Source organism: Paenibacillus amylolyticus (assembly GCF_051136285.1).
Taxonomy (GTDB): domain Bacteria; phylum Bacillota; class Bacilli; order Paenibacillales; family Paenibacillaceae; genus Paenibacillus; species Paenibacillus amylolyticus_F.
Genome location: NZ_CP194938.1, coordinates 483967 through 503590 on the forward strand (window position 1 = coordinate 483967; position 19624 = coordinate 503590).

Consider the following 19624-nt stretch of genomic DNA (forward strand, 5'->3'; position numbering starts at 1 on the left):
TTTATTGGAGAATTTTCTTCGTTTTTTGATCGCACCTTTATTTTACGTTCTTCGTACAATTCCGATGGATTATGTTTACAAATGAATGATAATCTTCTTAAAGATGAACAAATGAACAAGACTTCATGCATTCATATTAAAGATAAAATGAGGAGGAACTATTTTGAAATTGTCTAAAAAAGCATTGCCCGCATTAGCACTAACCTTGGCTGTTTCAGCCTCTACTCTTCTCTCAACTGGACAAGCAACGATTGCTCAAGCCGCAGGTGCAGAGAAAAAACCGATCAAAAATATCATTTTCCTGATCGGAGATGGTATGGGAACGTCGTATACATCAGCGTATCGTTACATGAAGGATAATCCTGCTACCAAGGTGATGGAGAAAACGGTGTTTGATCCTTATCTTGTAGGCGCTCAAATGACCTATCCCGACGATGACAAACAAAACGTTACAGATTCCGCTTCTGCAGCAACCGCAATGTCGTCAGGTGTGAAAACGTATAACGCAGCCATTGCAGTGGACACGAATAAAAAGTCTGTGAAGACCGTATTGGAGCAAGCCAAACAAATCGGTAAATCCACAGGTTTGGTCGCAACCTCGGAGATTACACATGCCACCCCCGCTGCCTTTGGTGCTCATGACATTAGCCGCAAAAATATGGATGCTATTGCAAACGACTATTACGACGAGTTAATTAACGGAAAACATAAAGTGGATGTGCTGCTTGGCGGCGGCAAAACCAATTTTATACGTAAAGATCGTGATCTCACCAAAGAGTTTCAAAAAGCCGGTTATAGTTATGTAACGGACCGTGCATCTCTTCTGGGGAACAAAAATAAACAAGTCCTTGGATTATTTGCGGATGGTGGCCTGGATAAATTCATTGATCGCACAAGTGCAACTCCTTCCCTCGCTGAGATGACAAATTCGGCTATTGATCGTCTTAAAACGAACAAAAAAGGATTTTTCCTTATGGTTGAAGGCAGTCAGATTGACTGGGCAGGTCACGATAATGATATTGTGGGTGCCATGAGTGAGATGGACGATTTTGCTGCCGCCTTTAAAGCCGCAATTGATTTTGCTAAAAAAGACGGTCAAACCCTCGTGGTTGCAACTGCTGACCACTCTACAGGTGGCCTTACCCTTGGTAAAGATGGTGAATACAACTTCTTCGTAGACCCCATTAAAGCTGCACTTCGTACTCCTGACTTCATGGCTGCTCAAATTGCCAAAGGAGCTTCTGTAGATGAAACTTTGAAAAAGTATCTTAAACTTGAGCTGACTGCTGAAGAACTTCAATCCGTAAAAGATGCTGCTCAGAGTGCAGATGTGACCAAAATTGATAATGCCATTGAAGCTATTATTGACAACCGCTCCTTCACTGGTTGGACAACAGGTGGACATACCGGTGAAGATGTACCGGTGTACGCGTATGGCCCAGGAAGTCAACGCTTCTCCGGGTTAATTGATAACACCGATAATGCAAAAATCATTTTTGATGTCTTGAAAAAGGGTAAGTAAATAATCTAGTATCACGGCTTGATGTCTAGTTGAAACAAACTATATTTGTTTTTCTAAGGTGAACCCGCTCTCTTCTTTCGATTGAAATGAAGAGAGCGGGTTCATATTCATGCTTATATGCTTATGTTATTCATTATTGCAGTAGATAAGCTTAGGCTCCGCATTATACCTTGGCAAATTGTTGCATAATGGTTGCCGCAGCACGTGTGTAGCCGCCAGCTTCTCTCAGAGATTTACCGATGAGATGTGCCTTCTCTTTATAGATGGGATTGTGGAGCACTTCCATAACGGCCTCCTGTAATTGGATTGCGTTCAAATGATGTTGATCTAACACCACCCCGGCTCCAAGTTCTTTGACGCGACCCGCAACCATAGGTTGATCTGAAGTCATCGGGATCATGACAAGTGGTACATCAAAATACAACGCCTCGCTTACACTGTTCATTCCCGCATGGGTAACAAAAACGTTGGTATGCTGAAGTAGTTCAATTTGTGCAACATATGATTTTACAATAAAGTTATCAGGAATCAGCTCTTCAAGAGATTCAATTTCAGTATATTTGCCAGAAGATAAAACAACGTTAATGGGCAGATTCTTTAATGCCTCAAAGCACAATTTGTAAAATTCCAGGCTTTTATTCAGTATGGTCCCCATAGAAATGTATACCGTCTCAGGATGACGTTCAGAAAGCAAATGAAATGGGAATTCCGGTGCATCCTTCCGCGGGATAATCGACGAACCAGTGAAGAGAAACCGATCATCTAATTCATCTGCTCTCGGCTGAAAATAACGGCTGCTGTAGACAATGTTCAATAGACCTGTATGTGCTGTCATGTCCTCCACTGCTGGTATACTAACCTGATGCTCTGCTGCGATCTCTCTCGCAGTTTGCATTATCGCTTCATACATTTCCTGTGTATCGATACCTTCCTCATTTATGCTCAAAGGCTCAACGGAAGCAAAGGAAGCAATCGTACATACCGCTGGAATCTCCAATTTCTCAGCTAGTATCCTGCCTCCCCAGCCCATTAGGGAATCGTAGATCAGATAATCAAACGTTTCATCCTCTATCACACGAAGCACTTCGGGAATCATTTTGGGTATCACTCCGCAAGTGATCATGTGTATGAATTGGTATGGATGGCGATATTCCAACGGTTTGAGAATAGGGTCATGTGAAAAAGCATCCACTAAAAAGGGATATGTCATGACCTGAGCCCCCGTTTGTTCAATCCGGGAACGGTACTCCTCAGCACATACATAAACAACTTCTTCTCCAAGCTTGACCAGTTCTGTGATCAAACCAAGTGAGGGATTGACATGGCCTTCAGCCGGAGTAATAACAACTAACACACGCGCCATCTTGCGCACCTCCTGAATGTAATATGTGCCTCCGATCTGTATCTCGTCTGACCGGTTGTTTGTTTACATCGGAAGTGTATCTATTTTTTGCCCAGCGGGATGATGTGATTGAGAAGTCACAACTGCAATCCGTAATGATGAGAAAAAGCTGAGTAAAGCCAATAGGAGTTGAAGCATCAGCACCATCAGAACCCCTATGGATATGCCCCATCCCATCGTTTTCGCTAATGCAACCAATGAACCGCTTACGCCAATGCTCACAGCTACATAAAAAGAATCGACAAACTGCAGATTTGCAGACATCTTTCCTTCCTGTCCAAGTTCTGCATGTTGTAGAGCGATGACCGCGGTAGTAGGGTTAGCTAGGCCAACACCAAAACCAACAATAATCTGTGAGATAAGGATAAGGATGATCCCGGTATTTGCCAAAAACAAAGCCAGTATGACCAAGATAACTCCGCCGATCATGATGCCTATTCCGAGCGTCACTCTCTTCTTACGTCCTCCACCCCGGTCTTTTGCATCCCATCTAGCTTGTAGCCATGCTGCACCTGACCAGCTCAATGAGCCTGCTGCTACAAGTAGTCCGGCTGTGTCTGCGGCTAGGCCTTTCATCTCCGTGAGACCCAAAATAACAAAACTCTCGGTTGCAAAATAACAAGCCACATACAATCCTCTCGTTACCAATGTTGCCGGTAAACCCGATTTAACCAAAAATGTCCCTTGAGGCATCAGTTTGCGGATGAACGGAATCATGATTATTAATCCGCCAATGGAAAGAGCTACCCCTAGCCAATTCGTAATCATGCCAAGACCTGTCAGTAACAGCCCCGTTCCAATCGCTAGCAGAATGGCCTGCCCTGTTCTGGAGTCAACGGCTGTTGCTCCTCCTGTAGTTTGCATACGGCGCTGCAAATCACGAAACGACCGATATGTAAGGAGAAGTGCGAGGGCAATCAATGGAATAACAATCCAGAAAACAAACCTCCAAGACATATAAGAAGCAATGAGACCTGCAAAATAAGGCCCGATCAACGATGGCAGAACAAATGCCATAGAGAACGCCGCCAAAATCTGTGTTCGCAACGTTTCCGGATAGTATAACGTTACACACACATAGACACATGTAATTAATGCACCGGCCCCAAATCCTTGAAAGATTCTTCCCAAAATCAGCATATACATGTTCATAGATGCAGCAGCAATGATTGTGCCAAGTACAAAAACAGCAAAAGATATAAGCAAAGATGTGAATACGCCTCGTTTGTCTACTTGCTGACCCATAACCAATGTTCCTACAAGCTGGGATAATAAAAACGCGCTGAAAATCCAGCCATATAAATGAACCCCCTGCATGTCTTGAGCTATTTTCGCTGCAATGGTTGTAATTGCGAGCCCTTCAAATGCTGAAGTGGTCAATACCAACATAATGCCAATGGTCATGGTACTGTAACGTCGATTAAAGATACCGATCGGCTTCTCGTTTGTCACGGACACCTCCATAAATATTGAAATATTAGTAAAATACACCTGCAGATGTATCTTTAATATAGATTAAGTATCCTACTTTGTAAATAAAAACGTTTAATAAGTTCCTTTTTCATCGTTAATTGCGCCTGCCCAAAGATAACTCACTGTTCCAAGATTTCGTAATACGCTCCTTCGCAAGAAGCATCTTCTCTGCATTGACTTCCAGTAAAGTGCTCATACTACGTACCGAATATATCTAAGGAGAGATTCGACATGGATCTGCAGAGCGGTAAATTATATTGGCCCACAACGGTAACAAACCCTCCTTCCTATCCGAAACTTGAAGAGGATATTAACTGTGATGTTCTTATTATCGGTGCGGGTAGTTCAGGGGCACAGTGTGCGCATTTTTTAAGTGATCAAGGATTATCTGTCGTTGTTGTAGACAAGCGTAAGGTTGGAGAAGGCAGCACAAGTACCAATACTGCATTGATTCAATATGCCGGGGAGAAGAGTTTTGTCTCTTTAAGTCATACGTTCGGGGAAGAAAGAGCCGCTCGTCATCTTAAATTGTGTGCGCAGTCCATTCATCATATTGAGCAGATCAGTGGTGAACTTCCGTTCAATCCAGATTTTATAAGGCGTGACAGCTTGTATTACGCGAGTTGCCAGGAAGATATTCCCACATTGCAAGAAGAATATGCACTTCTGAAAAAGCATGGTTTCAACGTAGATTTTTGGGATGAGCAACGTATAAAAAGTGTGTATCCTTTCTCTAAATCTGCTGCGCTCTATTATCATGATGATGCGGAGATGAATCCGTTAAAGTTTGTCTATGGTCTGCTTGAGAAAGCCAAGTCGAAAGGTGTTCAAATCTACGAGGAAACTGAAATTTCAGGTAAACATTTCGGCGATGATACGGCTGTCTTCTACACCAAGGATCGTCGCGAAATTCGTGCCAAACATGTGATTATTGCTGCCGGCTATGAAGATAAAGACTTTAAAGTGGAGAAAAATGCCACCCTGTCCAGCTCCTACGCTGTCATTACCAAGCCAGTTTCGGATTTAGAAAACTGGTACAAACGCACATTAATCTGGGAAACGGCACGTCCATATGTTTATATGCGAACAACTCCGGACAATCGCATTATTATCGGTGGCATGGATAAGGATACAGCCTACGCCGAAACAAGGGATTCCAAAATTTTGGCGAGCAAAGATAAGCTGATCCACGAGTTTAACAAGCTTTTTCCTCATATTCAGGCGGAACCAGAGTATTATTTGGGAGCTTTTTACGGGGGAACACATGATGGTTTGCCGGTCATCGGTCAGTATGATTCCTATCCGCATTGTTATATCATTATGGCTTATGGCGACAACGGAACGGTGTATAACGGAGTTCTTGCCAAAATCGTTACGGATCAGATTGTGCATGGCTCTAGTCCCGATATGGATCTGTATTTACAGAACAGACCACTTGTTGAAAAAGTAGCTCACTAATTTGTTCACAACGCAAAAGGAGCTGTCCCAAAAGGGTACCGACGGATAAACCAGCCCCAAACGTTGAACGGAAAAGCCTTCAAAACCACCGCTAAAGTGGGTTTGAAGGCTTCTCTCTTGCTTGAACTCCTGTCTAAAGTGGGGGCTGAAAAATCATAACATGACTTTTGAGACAGCCCCTTTAAGCATATCCTTTGTAAAACCTAATAATACCTCTATAGTTACAGGGTGATAATGATAGGCCCTTTTTTAGACAGGATGATCGTGTGTTCAATCTGTGCTACATAGCTGTTTTTCGTAGCAAACGTCCATCCGTCTCCTTTTTGATACACTTCTTCTTCGGACGTAGAGATAAAGGGTTCAAATGCAATAACCATTCCTTCTTTTAACAACTCATCATCGGATGTGTCATTGTAGTTATAGATATGATCCGGTGCCTCGTGTATTGCACGACCAACCCCATGCCCTGTGAGGTTACGAATAACCGTTAATCCATTCTGACGGGCAGTCAGGAATACGGCTTTTCCAATGCCGCTCTTTTTAGAGCCAGGATTCGCCTTTTTCAAACCTGCTTCAAAGGCTTGTTTGGCTACCTCACAGATTTTTGTTAAGACTTCTTCTCCCTGACCCACAACAAATGAAATGCCTGTATCTGCGAAATATTCGTTTTTGGAGCCGGAAACATCGATGTTAACGATATCGCCTTCTTTGATTACCCGCTCACCTGGAATCCCATGAGCGACTTCTTCATTGACACTAATACATGTAAAACCAGGAAAGTCATATTCACTTTTGGGAGCAGAAATGGCGCCCTCTTTCTCAAATAACTCCCCAGCCAAATCATCCAGTTCTTTGGTCGTTACACCCGGAGTCGTACGCTCAACCAATGTATCCCGGATGGAAGCAACGATTCTGCCAATTTCTTTTAATCCATTAAAATCTTCTTCGGTTTTTGCAATCATATACGCTTACCTCACGTTCCTTCTTCTTTGTAAACAGAAAGTTTCATCTCATTGCAACATAAATTGCTACACTTTGCAACATTTTGCGTTGAAAATACTACCTGCTATACGACTATACTACTTGTATAATGAGAAAAGCACTGTTGTCCTTAAGGAACGAAACAGTGCTTATCATTAACATATGTTGTTCAACATTATATGTTTTCCCCGTTACTTGCGATACATTCTTTGTACCAATAGAAAGAATCTTTCCGTATCCTTTTCAGAGAACCCCTTCCCTCATTGTCTTTGTCTACGTAGACCAAGCCATACCTCTTTTTCATCTCTCCTGTACCAGCACTGACAAGATCAATACAGCCCCATGGAGTGTAGCCCATTACTTCGACCCCATCTTCCAAAATTGCTTTTTTCATCTCACTCACATGCTGTTTAAGGTAATTAATTCGATACGGATCATGTACTGATCCATCTGATTCCAGTACATCTATGGCACCCAGTCCATTCTCCACAATAAACAAGGGGATCTGATACTTATCGTACAGCCAGTTTAGTGTAATCCGAAGACCTACTGGATCAATCTGCCATCCCCATTCGCTGGCAGGTAAGAGCGGGTTTTTATAACCACTTATCTCATTGCCTTCGCTTTTGTCCTGATCCGTTGGGTTAGACATAACGACAGAACTGGAGTAATAACTGAATCCGATATAATCTACGGTTCCTTCTTTCAGGGTCAATTCATCCTCAGGAGCAGTTTCGATGCGCAATTGATGCTGCTTCACGAACCGATCGTAGGAGCGCGGATACTTGCCTCTGACATGTACATCGAGAAAGTAATAAGCTTGCTGAAGCTTCTTAACATGGGCGAGCACATCATTAGGGTCGCATGTCGCTGCATAGGACGTTGGATGAAGAAACATGCCGCCAATAATAAATTCCGGGTTGATCTTTTTACCTAGTTTGACTGCCTTGGCACTGGCGACCAGCATATAATGTGCAGCCTGATACATGGTCTGCAGTTTGTTTTCTCCTTCAACCCATTGAATTCCGCCTGGCTTCCAAGGTTTGCGTACAATCATATTGATTTCATTAAACGTCATCCAGTACTTGACCTTTGTCCGAAATCTCATGTAGATTGCTTCGCAGTAGTTCAGATAGAAATCAATCAGCTTTCGATTGCGCCATCCTCCGTATTCCGTCACGAGATGATAGGGCATTTCAAAGTGGGATATGGTGACTACCGGCTCAATTCCATATGCCAAACAGGTGTCAAACAAGTTATCATAGAACTGCAGGCCTTCTTCATTCGGCTGCGTCTCATCCCCGTTTGGAAATATTCTTGTCCAAGCAATACTGGTTCGAAAGCATTTAAAACCCATCTCATGAAACAATTGAATGTCTTCCTTGTATCTCGTATAAAAATCACTAGCCTCGTGACTAGGATAATATACATTCTCCTCTATACCTTCTGTAATTCTCCGCTCAACTCCATGCGCCGCTGCTGACATCACATCAGCGACACTAATACCTTTGCCACGTTTGTTCCAGCCGCCTTCAACTTGATTGGCAGCAACAGCGCCTCCCCATAGGAAGTGTTCAGATAATTTGTTCATGATCTCACCACCTCTAAGTATGAATGCGCAGCAATGCCTCATTTTGGGCAATTCGATCTGTAGCGACCTGCTCTACACTCTGATATTCAAACGTATTTGAAATAATAATGGGAACGACTGTGTCAAATCCTGCTGCTCGGATCGCTTCTACATCATATTCGAGCAATAAATCACCTTGTTTAATGATCTGACCCTGCTGCACATGAGAAGTAAAATGCTGACCTTTCAACTTAACTGTGTTAATCCCCACATGAACTAACATCTCTACTCCCTCATTCGACATCAGTCCAATGGCATGTTTGGTCGGGAACAAGGAGACTACCTTACCGTCAAATGGCGCGTATACTTTGCCGTCGATGGATTCAACTGCTGCGCCGCTGCCTAAAGCAAAGATAGGATCATCAATTTCTGTCATATTTTTAATTCTGCCGTTAATAGGTGATCCAATGATTAACGTTCCAGAGGGTCGAATTACGCTACTATTCCCTGCGTTTGCAGATGTGGATACCGAAGATTCAGACATCACCGCTATAGGACTAGGCGTTGTAGCACTTGACATCCCATCGCCAGCATTGGTTATTGCAGGAACTGGAATCTCTTCTTCGATCCCCCATAGCAAGACTGCAACTAAAGCGAGGGTGATGCTGATCGCCACACCAATAATGATATGAATGTAGCTATCGGCAATATAAGTTGGTAACGCAAGAATTCCTGGTAGAATCAGGGCTGTAGCTCCTCCGCCCCAGAAATTGATATAAGCTGCTCCAATCCCTCCTGCAAGCATCGCACAAATAAATGGCCGCTTGTATTTCAGATTGAACCCGAAAATAGCCGGTTCCGTAATTCCAAACATGGCTGTTACACCACTGGATAAAGCACTCGATTTACTCGCTTTATGTTTCAGCAAGAGGAATACACCAAGACATGCTCCGGCTTGAGCCAGATTGCCTGTCAGGTTGGCTGGTGAAATGACCGAGTAACCATATTCTGCGATAAGTTGGCTGTTAATCGGTGTAATCGCGTAATGCATGCCAAATATGATCAAAAGCGGCCTGAATGTTCCGAATAGAAAGGCACCGATCACACCATTAACGGTATACAAATACGTTACAATTTGTGCAACCCCGCTACCGAAATAGGTTCCGATCGGCCCGAATACAATTAATCCAAGTGGAACCATGATAAACAACACAATCATCGGTACAAACAAAATTTTAAACATATCGGGTATACGCTTATTAACAAAGCGGTGTACGTAGCTCATGACCCAAACGGAAATAATAATCGGAATAATCGTTGACTTATAGTTCACGAGCAGTAGCGGAAGTCCAAAAAAACTTAAGCTGGTGATACCGGTCTCAGCTGCTTTTGCAGCACCTTCCATGATCGTCGGATACATGTAAGCGCCTGCAAGAGCAACAGCTAAATACTCGTTCGTTTTAAACTTCTTGGCTGCACTGACTGCTAGGAAGAAGGGGAAAAAATAGAAAATAAGATCGCTAATCAAGTTAAAGGTTTGGTATGCACCGCTTGTTGTCTCAAGAAGCTTCATTGTCGTCAGGATTGCAAGGACAGACTTAACCATACCGCATCCAATTAACACGGGAATGACTGGCCCGAATATACCTGCCACCGTTTCCACGACTCGGGATAATACATTCTTTTTTTGCTGCACTGCTTTCACTTCGATGTCCTGATTATCCAAGTCAAGCTTTTCACTTACTGCGTCAAAAACGCTTTTGACTTTTGCACCAATAATGATCTGCAACTGACCACTGTTAAACTGCGCTCGCAGGACACCTTCCAGTCGGTCAAGCGCTTTCAAGTTGACTTGAGACTCATCTTTTACGTTGAATCTCAGTCTGGTTGCACAATGCGTGGCATACGTAATATTATCTTGTCCAATGTTAGCGATAATTTCCTTAGCCAATTCCTCAGTTTTCATATGATTCCCCCGCCCTCTTAGCTGTCTTTACTTGCCTCCGGCAAAGTTATATAACATCTTCTCACGCAAGCCTGATGTATCTTTGCCGAAAATCTCTGCAATTTTGTATGCAAACGGATAAGGTGTTGCAGGCCCTTGGCTTGTAACGAGGTTTTGGTCTGCTACGACAACCTCATCCTTGAAGATGCCGCCAATCAATTTCTCAGCGTACCCTACATAACCTGTTACCTGTTTGCCTTCAATGACCTTGGCATCAGACAGTACCACCGTACCGGAACACATTGCGCCAATGTATTTGTTGTTCTGATTGAAGTACTGCACCATGTCAATCACATCGGGATTTTCCTTCAGGTTTTGTCCACCTGGGCGGCCTCCCGGCAGAACGATCATGTCATACTGCTTTACTTCTTCGCCAAAAGGTTTGTCTGCTTCTACAAAGATGCCGTGCATGCCCTTAACCAGCTTATCGCCAAAATAAAACGTGTCACATGTCAGGCCGGCTCTTCTCAAAATATCCACAATCGTCAGCGTTTCGCCCTCTTCGTAACCTTCCGCCATCAATACTGCTACTTTATTCGTCATTTCAGTTCCCTCCTATTCAGCATCAAATGCATTGAAATATACCATACGTTTTTTCACAGCCATGCTATCTCCGCCCAAAGCATCCACCAATGAAAAAGCAAAAGCATAAGACGTTGCAGGGCCGCGACTTGTAATCAGGTTTCCATCTTGAACCACAATGTCTTCTTTAAACGTACCGCTCGTTTGAATCTTCTGATCATAGCCTACATAGGCAGTAAACTTTTTATTTTCCAAAACACCCGCTTTAGCCAGTGCAAGTGGCGCCGCACACATACCTGCTACATATTTTCCAGATTGATTCATCTCCTGAAGTAGTTGGATCACACGTTCATCATCACGAAGATTAGCGGCCCCAGGCATTCCTCCAGGGAGTACAATCATATCGTAGGTTTTGACATCTTCACTGATGAGCGCATCAGCCTTGACCACGATGTCATGACTGCCTCGCACCATTTCTCCCGTTGTACTGATCATATGACATTCGATATGGGCTCTTCTTAAAATATCCACTATCGTCAGTGTTTCACTTTCTTCAAATCCTTCTGCTAAAAGAACTGCAACTTTACTCACGCACATAACCTCCTGTTTATTTTATTCAGAGCAAGCAATTTTTTATTGCTCACGCTTACAACGCTATAGGTGCCGCGATACATTCATAATTTAGCATACATATCCGCAACCCTAAAGCACATTTAGATTGCTTGTATGTAACTATTAGTTGCAGTATGATGATCCTAACCTTGTTGGTATATGTCATCCGTTGATCAAAGTCACAGAGAGGAAACACAGGAGGTCAGTATGCTGAATAACTATAAATACTTTTTGGTTCTATCCGAGGAGTTAAATATCTCCAATGCAGCCAAGCGGTTATATATTTCCCATCAGTCCCTTAGCAAATATCTGAAAAGTCTAGAAGAAAAACACGGGGTTGCGTTTTTTGAACGAAAACCTAAAATTGCTCTTACACCTGCAGGGAGAATTATGCAAAACACGCTTCGCCAAATTGAATTGCTGGATCAAAATATGGAGAATCAACTCACCGATTTGAAAGAGGATAAGTCAGGCACCATTCATTTTGGCATTACCGAAGGGCGTTATCCGATTATCGTACCGAAGCTGTTAAAAGAATTTCACACCTTACATCCAAAGGTTCAGCTTGAAATTCATCGTACAACTTCCCCGCAAATGCAGGAGATGGTGTTAAACAATTCACTGGATCTATTTCTCTCGGGTGTAGACAACATCGTGACGCAAAATGTAAAGTATGAAACGATTCTGCATGAGCAAATGTACATGGTCATTTCAGACAATCTGCTTAAGCATTATTTCCCAGATCAGTATCCCGATTGTATCGAAACCTTTAATCAAGGTGCGGATCTGAGTCTGTTTCAACATGTTCCATTTGTACTGAACAAGAAAAACTTCAATTCTCGTATTTTACTCGATAAACATCTCGCTGAACGTAATATTTCCTTGTATTGCATTAACGAATTAACTCAACCAGACATTCATCACCTTTTATGTGCGGAAGATTATGCTGCAAGTTTTTCGTTAACGATGTACCTTTCAGGAATACAGGCGTTGAATGAGTCCGGGCATACCAGCTCTCCGCTTCATGTATTTCCGATCGCTGATTTTGCCTATCTCCACCCGCTCGCATTGATTTATCACAGAAACAAAATCTTTCCTTCCTACGTAGAGGATCTGAAAAAAATAATCAAGCATTATTGCAACCCTTCATTACATCAAATCGAGTAACAAATCGAGTGATATTGCCCTTCAAGCCATCTTGTGCATACAAAAGTTGAGTGATTGCAGTTAACTTGTGCTGGAGTTCAACATCGTGCCAACTATATATTTTTGTTATGTAAACTTCCCGTACATTCGTGGATGGAAGTCAAAATAACGAGGTGAATTGTTGTGAAAACGATGATTGTTGAACTGGCTGATTATGTAACTCGCCTTCAATATGAGGATCTCTCCGAGAGGGCGATTGAGGTCGGTAAACAAGTGATACTGGACTCTTACGGTAACATGATATTTGGCCGATACTCGGAAGCAAGTGAACGCATCCTGAAATATGCAACCCTTGCAGACTCGGTTATTAAAAATGAAGAATTGGTTTCACTGCTTGGTGAACAGGATGTTCGCACCAGTACAGACCATGCAGTCTTTATCCATACGATGATGGCGCGCTGTGCAGATCTTGATGATGGATATCGTCATGCGATGGGTCATCCCGGTTCTGTGCTGGTTCCACTTCTACTAAGTATGGCCCAATTACACCGAAACGATGGCAAACAGATGATTACAGCTATTGTTGCAGCATACGACGTATATGCCAGGTTAGGTGAAGCGATTAATCCATTTATGTATCGTGAAAGAGGTTTTGATGCTACCGGGGTGTGCGGAGCTGTTGCAGCAGCGGCATTGGTATGCAAACTAACAAAAGCAGATGCCAAGCAGACCAAAGATGCCATGGGGATTGCATCTCTTTTCACAGGAGGTTTGATTGAATACCAGAATGATGGAACATCGGGGAAAATTTTGTGCAGTGGCTGGGCCGCATTGACCGGATTAAGAGCCATGAGACTGGCATCCTGTGGTTTTACGGGGCCTGATGCAGCATTAGAAGGAAGATATGGATTTTTTCAAGCCTTCAAAGGTACAAGCGGGCATTGTGATACAAGTGATGTATTAAATGGGCTGGGAATAGATTTTAAAGTAACGAGTATATATTTTAAACGCCATGCCTGTCAGCGCGGCTTACACGCAACGCTGGACGCCATGCTGGAACTTCGTGAAGATTATCATTTAACGCCTTCGGAGATCAAGTCTGTTGATGTGAAAACATCTTCCTTTGTTTACCGACTAACGAATCCAAAACCGAAGACAGCCATTGGAGCACAGGCCAGCACACAATTTACTTCAGCCGTGGCTCTTAAATATGGCCGTATGGATTCGGAGGAATTAATATTCGATAGCTTTACCGATCCAGAGGTGCATGAACTGGTTAACAAAATCACAGTAACACTGGATGATGAAGTGCAGCAGTATCTAGCTGATCATCCGACCCATTTTTGCGCTGCCCACGTTGTAATAACAACGTATGATGGCAGTTCGTATAGGCGCTGGATGCCAGTACCCTTAGGTGATGTTGAAACACCGTTTGGCTGGGAAATGCTTGAACAGAAATTCAATCGCTTTCTTTCTGCCACTCCATTTGACGAAACACACAAAGAAAGATTTAAGTTTATTCGAAATTTGGAGAACTCAAAGCATGTAGATATGCTGCTCTGCTTGTAAGTGATTTGGCTAACGAATATCTGAAAATGTTTTTAACCAGAACAAAATGGCACAAGATAGAGGGGCTGTCCCTAAGTCATAAAACGGCTAGGGACAGCCCCTCCTGTATCTAGATTATAGTCTATTGTTGGAAATCAAATTCTGATACCAGAAGAAACTTTCCTTTCGTCTTCGCGTAAGCGTGCCGTTTCCGTCATTATCCTGATCGACATGGATTAAACCATACCGTTTTTCCATTTCAGAAGAAGAGTAGCTGATCAGGTCGATGATTCCCCAGACGGTATACCCCATAATTTCAACACCGTCCAGCAGAGCCTCATGCATTTGTTCGATATGAGAACGAAGGTATTCGATACGATAAGGATCGCTAATTGTACCATCTTCTTCAACGGTATCATAAGCACCAATGCCATTTTCTACGATAAACAGAGGTACTTGATAACGGCTGTACAGATTGTTAAGCGCGAGTCTCAGACCAATCGGATCGATCTGCCATCCCCAATCACTAACAGGCAGATGCGGGTTTTTTACGCCTCCCATCGTATTACCACTAACTGTTTCCAAGCCCTCGCTATCTGCACTTGCAACAAAGGAGTTGTAGTAGCTGAATGAAATAAAGTCAGCGGTATATTTTTTCAGCAATTCGTCGTCACCCACAGCTTTTTCAATGACAATATTCTGTTCTCTAAAGTATCTCTCGATGTAACCCGGATAAGCGCCTCGTACTTGTACATCGGTAAAGAACAGATTGAATTGATTATTTTTATGTGCCGCCAGCACATCCAGTGGATTACATGTGTGAGGATAGTGCAACAGGCTTGTCAACATACATCCAATTTGAGCGTTAGGCATGATCTCATGGCATAACTTTACCGCATAAGCACTTGCAACGAATTGGTGATGTAGCGATTGGTATACTGCCTGCTCAACATTATCGAAGCGATCCGGAACAATGCCACCATTGGTGAACGGATGACGCACAATGCCGTCAATTTCATTAAAAGTGATCCAATACTTCACTTTATCTTTATAACGCTTGAACACCGTTGTACTAAAGCGTACAAAAAAATCAACAACGTCTCTGGATGTCCATCCTCCATAATGATCGACCAGATACATCGGCATCTCATAGTGAGACAAAGTAACCAAGGGCTCAATGCCATTCTTAACCATCTCATCAAAAAGGCGATCGTAGAATAGCAAACCTTCTTCGTTTGCATTCGTTTCATTTCCATTCGGGAAAATTCGAGTCCACGCAATGGACGTACGTAATGTTTTAATGCCCATCTCGCCCAATAATGCAAGGTCTTCTGGATAGCGATGATAAAAATCAATTCCTCTTCGTTTCGGATAATTCAATGTAGATTGATCCTGAAGAGCGATTTCCAGCTGCTCCGAGCTTACAGCATTTTGCTTTTTGTAGTCACCTATGTTTTTCTTATTCATAGCCGTATCAGCGGTGGAAACCCCTTTTCCTGCTACGTTCCAGGCTCCCTCAGCCTGATTCGCTGCAATGGCTCCGCCCCATAAAAATCCTTCGGGAAATGTTCTGATGGTCGTCATATCATAATCCTCCTATTAATGCGCTCTGTCCATCACACGGCTAATGTGAATGATGAGATACAATCTCTCCTCGTTGGACATAAACCGTTCAAATTTTGCACCAATGTAGTTGTTGATCTTCGAAACACAATTGCTCTCCTCCGGATATTTACTAGAGATCCGTTCAAGCAATTCATCATCTTTGGATTCAAGCATCGTATTCTCCAATAATCGCTGAACAAAAAACTGCAGATGAGTCAAAAAGCGTGAATAGTTAATACTTAACGTGTCCAGCTCAATTCCATATTGAATACGAATGATATTAAGAATATCCTTCACGGTGTTGGTCATAATCATAACCTGACTCATATTCTGTTCCGTTTGCTGTGCATTGACCAGATGGAAGGCGATGTTAGCTGCCTCCTCTTCCGGCAGATCTAGTCCAAGCTTATCTTTAATAAACTTCAATGCCTGCTTCCCAATGAGGAATTCTTGCGGGTAAAACTTCTGCACTTCCCATAACATTCGATTTTGTATCGTAATATTGGATTTGAATCGTTTGGCAGCCATATGAAGATGGTCTGTCAACGAAAAGTATAGATTCTCACTGAGATCCCTTGATAATACTTGTTTAGCATAGGATATGATTTCGTCTGCCAAAATTAAATACTCTTCCGGCGTCTCTCTCATCAGCGCTGTCATATCCGAGGACATGCCTTCATTCTCAACGACGTATACTTTTTCGATCTCATTTTCGTTAATGATGTCCCCGGGTCTGCTTCTGAATCCGATTCCCTTGCCCATTGCGATAACCTCTTTTTTGTCATTACGCTTGGCCAAAACAATACTTGTATTGAGAACCTTAACTACTCTCATATCCATGCTCCTCTATGTTCAGGGTGAACCTCACCCTCATAATATTACAAAATGGTTATTAGTGGTGTCTCAGCTCCTATTTTACCGGACTGCTCATGTCCAAGGATTTCAAGATAATCACCACTGTTGGTTACAATAACCGGTGTTGTTGTGTCGTAGCCTGCTTTTTCAATGGCCTCCATATCAAACTCGATCAGAAGTTGTCCGTGTTTCACGACATCACCCTCTTGAACAACAACATTAAAGTGTTGTCCTTTTAACTTCACAGTATCAATCCCGATGTGGATCAGAATTTCAACGCCTTCTACCGATCTCAAACCGATCGAGTGTTTGGTGCGAAAAACAGTTTGAACTGTTCCATCAAATGGAGCTACAACTTGACCTTTGGAAGGTTTAATCGCCATACCTTTCCCCATCGCTTCTTGGGAGAACGCTTCATCGTTCACTGCTTTTAACAAGATTGCCTCGCCCTCAATCGGGGAGAAAACAACCAAACGCGACTGCAATTTCTCTTTCTTTGGAGCTGCCGGAGTTGTTTCTACTTGAGCGGATTCTCCTGATGAAGCTTGTGCATTATCTTCTGCTCCTGGATCATTAAAACCGATGAAATAAACGGCAATTGGAGTAACAACGATAGAAATAGCTGCTGTAATCAAGGCATATGTGAAGTTATTTTCAGCCCCGATAAACATAGGTAACGATGCAAGACCCGGTCCTACTGCTGCATAAGCTTTCAAGTTGACGATACCGGCAAAGAGTCCCGCTGAACCCGCTCCAATCATACAAGCTACCAAAGTACGTTTCAGACGTAAATGTACCCCGTACAAAGCAGGTTCCGTAATACCGAACAATCCAGATATACCAGCTGGCAACGCAACTTGCTTCAATTTTTTGTCCTTAGCCAAGAACCAGACCGCGAGCGCTCCAGCGCCTTGTGCCATGTTAGAAGAAAGCATTGCACTATGAATCAATGTTTCATATCCGGGTGAAACCATTGCTGCGAAAATAACGGGATAAAACACTTTGTGCATTCCGAACATCACGATAAACGGAAGGAATACAGCCAAAATTACAACGGTTAACCAGCCAATTTTACCTTGAATCCAGAATAAACCATCAGACAAACCTACACCCAAATAGTTACCGATGGGTCCCAAAACAGTGAGAGCCAGTGGTGCCATGACAAGTATGACAATTAAAGGTTTCAAGAAGATTTTCACTGGACCAGGGGATACCTTATCCGCAAATTTCTCAACATACGACATGAGCCATACGGTCAGAATGATGGGTAAAACGCTGGACGCATAACTGATATTAGGTACAGGAATACCAGCGATTTCCACGGGTACTTCTCCGCCAAGTAATGCGATCATTTTAGGATGCAGTAATACCCCCGCCAGTGTGGCTGCAATATAAGGATTGGTTTTGAATTTCTGCGCACTTGAGTATGCCAGCAATACAGGCAGAAAATAAAACGCTGAATCGGCGATATTAAGCAATAACGCGTAAATCTGACTTTCTTTAGAAAGTATACCGAGCGATGTGCACAATAAAAGCAAAGCTTTAAACATACCCGCCGCTGCGATTGCTGGAATGATCGGCTGGAAAATGCCCGTAATCAATCCGGCAAAACTCTCAAACAAACCTTTAAAACTCATATCTCTTTTCTTGTTTGGCTCCGGCTTCTCATCTGTGTTTATAGTGATCATTTGTTTAAGTTCATTATATACATAACTTACATCATTACCGATAATAACTTGATATTGTCCGCCACTGTATACGGCTCCCATGATGCCATCCATGGCTTTAATTTCTTCGGTTTTTGCTTGATTTGGATCTTTCAAATTCATCCTTAATCGAGTAGAGCAATGGAGAAAATCATTAATATTTTCTTGTCCGCCTACTTTGTCAAGGATAGCCTTAGCGGTTTCTTTGTAATTCATGTAAACACCTCACCCTGAAATTTTGCATAAAAAAAGGCCTAAATTGGGTGGGTATAATAAATATACAAACCACCCAATTTAGGCCTTGCCTGCCGAACAGTAACACGCCAAATTGAATCATATATGATGTTGTTTATTGCATTTATAAACGTTTACATCGATAATGTAGCATGGATTTCGACAAAAAGCAACACCTTCCACGCAAGAGTCATATCATATCTTATGCATCACTTAAGCATTTCATGGGCATCTTAACCAAATAATATATGAACGTGACAGGAGTGATATACCATGCAGCATGTTAATGATTGGTTAAGACAGATCGCACATAATTATATTTTGGTTGTCTTTGCTGCAGTGCTCTTTTTGGCGGTCAAAGCAGTGATTGGATGGTATACGTACAAGCATTATGATAAAAAGCTGGAAGAATTGAACAATAAGGTGAACCGCCTTCTGGAACAGTCGAAAACCAATTAAAGTGTCATATATAAACGTTCAAAGTCCGAGACTGGAATCAACGACATGCAGTTAAAGTTGGAGGAGAAAAGAAATGTTAGGTAACTGGATTATTGGTATGTTCATCCCCCTTCTACTGGGTGCATGGATTTTACGGCGGCACTATAAACTCTTCGTTATCTATTATCCTCTTGGTGTTGCAATATCCAATTGCATTAACAGTGTTGGATTTAATTATTTCTGGAATATCCTGCCCCATACTCGTAATGAAGCCTATGCGGCCCTTCCGATGGATCTGGGCATATATCCGGTTACAGGCTGTATTATGATGTATCTGATTCTGGTGAAAAACGCCAGGCCTTGGCCGAGTATCGTTGTTTCAGCACTCTTGTTAACGTTGATCGAGTGGATTGCCAAGATGATGGGTCATGTTGTTTATTTTAACGGATGGAATATCTTCTGGACATTCTGGTCTTATTTCCTGCCGTTTGTGCTCGCTTATGGGTACAGTAAGCTATTGAAAGTGTCCGTTCCAAACCATTGAGGT

General features: G+C 42.6%; 16 protein-coding genes. 6 read left to right on the plus strand and 10 right to left on the minus strand.

All coding sequences use genetic code 11. The features are described from left to right. The first annotated feature begins 160 nt into the window (after positions 1-160). Positions 161-1522 (plus strand): alkaline phosphatase, encoded by a 1362-nt coding sequence (locus tag ACR8BL_RS02195; protein ID WP_434752983.1) that lies wholly within the window; start codon positions 161-163, stop codon positions 1520-1522. Between the two features lie 163 nt (positions 1523-1685). On the opposite strand, the gene ACR8BL_RS02200 is transcribed toward ACR8BL_RS02195, so the two are convergent. Beyond that, complete coding sequence (locus ACR8BL_RS02200) at positions 1686-2885, minus strand: macrolide family glycosyltransferase (protein WP_434756535.1); 1200 nt, start codon at positions 2883-2885, stop codon at positions 1686-1688. 63 nt (positions 2886-2948) lie between these two features. Next, positions 2949-4328 carry an MFS transporter gene (locus ACR8BL_RS02205; RefSeq protein WP_434752984.1) on the minus strand — a complete coding sequence of 460 codons (1380 nt, stop codon included), beginning with the start codon at positions 4326-4328 and terminating at the stop codon, positions 2949-2951. 300 nt (positions 4329-4628) lie between these two features. On the opposite strand from ACR8BL_RS02205, the gene ACR8BL_RS02210 reads away from it, so the two are divergent. Continuing rightward, positions 4629-5855: an NAD(P)/FAD-dependent oxidoreductase gene (locus tag ACR8BL_RS02210; RefSeq protein WP_434751095.1), complete on the plus strand. Its 1227-nt coding sequence runs from the start codon at positions 4629-4631 to the stop codon at positions 5853-5855. A gap of 221 nt (positions 5856-6076) precedes the next feature. On the opposite strand, the gene map is transcribed toward ACR8BL_RS02210, so the two are convergent. The 5 genes from map to ACR8BL_RS02235 all read right to left on the minus strand — a co-directional run bounded on the left by map (position 6077) and on the right by ACR8BL_RS02235 (position 11524). Further along, positions 6077-6817, minus strand: coding sequence for a type I methionyl aminopeptidase (map, locus tag ACR8BL_RS02215; RefSeq protein ID WP_434751096.1), 741 nt, complete (start codon positions 6815-6817; stop codon positions 6077-6079). 194 nt (positions 6818-7011) lie between these two features. Continuing rightward, positions 7012-8427 carry a 6-phospho-beta-glucosidase gene (locus ACR8BL_RS02220; RefSeq protein ID WP_434751097.1) on the minus strand — a complete coding sequence of 472 codons (1416 nt, stop codon included), beginning with the start codon at positions 8425-8427 and terminating at the stop codon, positions 7012-7014. A gap of 13 nt (positions 8428-8440) precedes the next feature. Continuing rightward, positions 8441-10372 (minus strand): glucose PTS transporter subunit IIA, encoded by a 1932-nt coding sequence (locus ACR8BL_RS02225; RefSeq protein ID WP_434751098.1) that lies wholly within the window; start codon positions 10370-10372, stop codon positions 8441-8443. 27 nt (positions 10373-10399) lie between these two features. After that, the gene (locus tag ACR8BL_RS02230; protein WP_036615521.1) at positions 10400-10954 is read right to left on the minus strand and encodes a DJ-1 family glyoxalase III; all 555 of its coding nucleotides are present in this window, start codon (positions 10952-10954) and stop codon (positions 10400-10402) included. 12 nt (positions 10955-10966) lie between these two features. Further along, positions 10967-11524 (minus strand): DJ-1 family glyoxalase III, encoded by a 558-nt coding sequence (locus ACR8BL_RS02235; RefSeq protein ID WP_434751099.1) that lies wholly within the window; start codon positions 11522-11524, stop codon positions 10967-10969. Between the two features lie 228 nt (positions 11525-11752). Between ACR8BL_RS02235 and ACR8BL_RS02240 the strand changes: the two genes are divergently transcribed. Beyond that, positions 11753-12712, plus strand: coding sequence for a LysR family transcriptional regulator (locus ACR8BL_RS02240; protein ID WP_434751100.1), 960 nt, complete (start codon positions 11753-11755; stop codon positions 12710-12712). A gap of 171 nt (positions 12713-12883) precedes the next feature. Continuing rightward, the gene (locus ACR8BL_RS02245; RefSeq protein ID WP_434752985.1) at positions 12884-14260 is read left to right on the plus strand and encodes an MmgE/PrpD family protein; all 1377 of its coding nucleotides are present in this window, start codon (positions 12884-12886) and stop codon (positions 14258-14260) included. 114 nt (positions 14261-14374) lie between these two features. Here ACR8BL_RS02245 and ACR8BL_RS02250 read toward each other — a convergent pair whose 3' ends face one another. From ACR8BL_RS02250 to ACR8BL_RS02260, 3 genes are read right to left on the minus strand one after another with little or no spacing between them, the layout of a single operon-like run. After that, entirely contained in the window at positions 14375-15823 is a 1449-nt protein-coding gene (locus ACR8BL_RS02250; protein WP_434751101.1) for a glycoside hydrolase family 1 protein, read from the minus strand. Between the two features lie 15 nt (positions 15824-15838). Beyond that, positions 15839-16678: a BglG family transcription antiterminator LicT gene (gene licT / locus ACR8BL_RS02255; RefSeq protein WP_434751102.1), complete on the minus strand. Its 840-nt coding sequence runs from the start codon at positions 16676-16678 to the stop codon at positions 15839-15841. Positions 16679-16722: 44 nt separating this feature from the next. Further along, the gene (locus ACR8BL_RS02260; protein ID WP_434751103.1) at positions 16723-18621 is read right to left on the minus strand and encodes a beta-glucoside-specific PTS transporter subunit IIABC; all 1899 of its coding nucleotides are present in this window, start codon (positions 18619-18621) and stop codon (positions 16723-16725) included. Positions 18622-18912: 291 nt separating this feature from the next. Between ACR8BL_RS02260 and ACR8BL_RS02265 the strand changes: the two genes are divergently transcribed. Both ACR8BL_RS02265 and ACR8BL_RS02270 read left to right on the plus strand, forming a co-directional pair. Continuing rightward, complete coding sequence (locus tag ACR8BL_RS02265) at positions 18913-19098, plus strand: hypothetical protein (RefSeq protein WP_434751104.1); 186 nt, start codon at positions 18913-18915, stop codon at positions 19096-19098. Between the two features lie 73 nt (positions 19099-19171). Beyond that, positions 19172-19621 carry a hypothetical protein gene (locus ACR8BL_RS02270; RefSeq protein ID WP_434751105.1) on the plus strand — a complete coding sequence of 150 codons (450 nt, stop codon included), beginning with the start codon at positions 19172-19174 and terminating at the stop codon, positions 19619-19621. Positions 19622-19624: the final 3 nt, after the last annotated feature.

What these genes read in the sequence shown, in the direction of transcription:
- ACR8BL_RS02200 (WP_434756535.1), bottom strand. Translation starts at nt 2,885, where the DNA reads ATGGCGCGTGTGTTAGTTGTTATTACTCCGGCTGAAGGCCATGTCAAT.
- ACR8BL_RS02205 (WP_434752984.1), bottom strand. Translation starts at nt 4,328, where the DNA reads ATGACCATTGGCATTATGTTGGTATTGACCACTTCAGCATTTGAAGGG.
- ACR8BL_RS02210 (WP_434751095.1), top strand. Translation starts at nt 4,629, where the DNA reads ATGGATCTGCAGAGCGGTAAATTATATTGGCCCACAACGGTAACAAAC.
- map (WP_434751096.1), bottom strand. Translation starts at nt 6,817, where the DNA reads ATGATTGCAAAAACCGAAGAAGATTTTAATGGATTAAAAGAAATTGGC.
- ACR8BL_RS02220 (WP_434751097.1), bottom strand. Translation starts at nt 8,427, where the DNA reads ATGAACAAATTATCTGAACACTTCCTATGGGGAGGCGCTGTTGCTGCC.
- ACR8BL_RS02225 (WP_434751098.1), bottom strand. Translation starts at nt 10,372, where the DNA reads ATGAAAACTGAGGAATTGGCTAAGGAAATTATCGCTAACATTGGACAA.
- ACR8BL_RS02230 (WP_036615521.1), bottom strand. Translation starts at nt 10,954, where the DNA reads ATGACGAATAAAGTAGCAGTATTGATGGCGGAAGGTTACGAAGAGGGC.
- ACR8BL_RS02240 (WP_434751100.1), top strand. Translation starts at nt 11,753, where the DNA reads ATGCTGAATAACTATAAATACTTTTTGGTTCTATCCGAGGAGTTAAAT.
- ACR8BL_RS02245 (WP_434752985.1), top strand. Translation starts at nt 12,884, where the DNA reads ATGATTGTTGAACTGGCTGATTATGTAACTCGCCTTCAATATGAGGAT.
- ACR8BL_RS02250 (WP_434751101.1), bottom strand. Translation starts at nt 15,823, where the DNA reads ATGACGACCATCAGAACATTTCCCGAAGGATTTTTATGGGGCGGAGCC.
- licT (WP_434751102.1), bottom strand. Translation starts at nt 16,678, where the DNA reads ATGAGAGTAGTTAAGGTTCTCAATACAAGTATTGTTTTGGCCAAGCGT.
- ACR8BL_RS02260 (WP_434751103.1), bottom strand. Translation starts at nt 18,621, where the DNA reads ATGAATTACAAAGAAACCGCTAAGGCTATCCTTGACAAAGTAGGCGGA.
- ACR8BL_RS02265 (WP_434751104.1), top strand. Translation starts at nt 18,913, where the DNA reads ATGCAGCATGTTAATGATTGGTTAAGACAGATCGCACATAATTATATT.
- ACR8BL_RS02270 (WP_434751105.1), top strand. Translation starts at nt 19,172, where the DNA reads ATGTTAGGTAACTGGATTATTGGTATGTTCATCCCCCTTCTACTGGGT.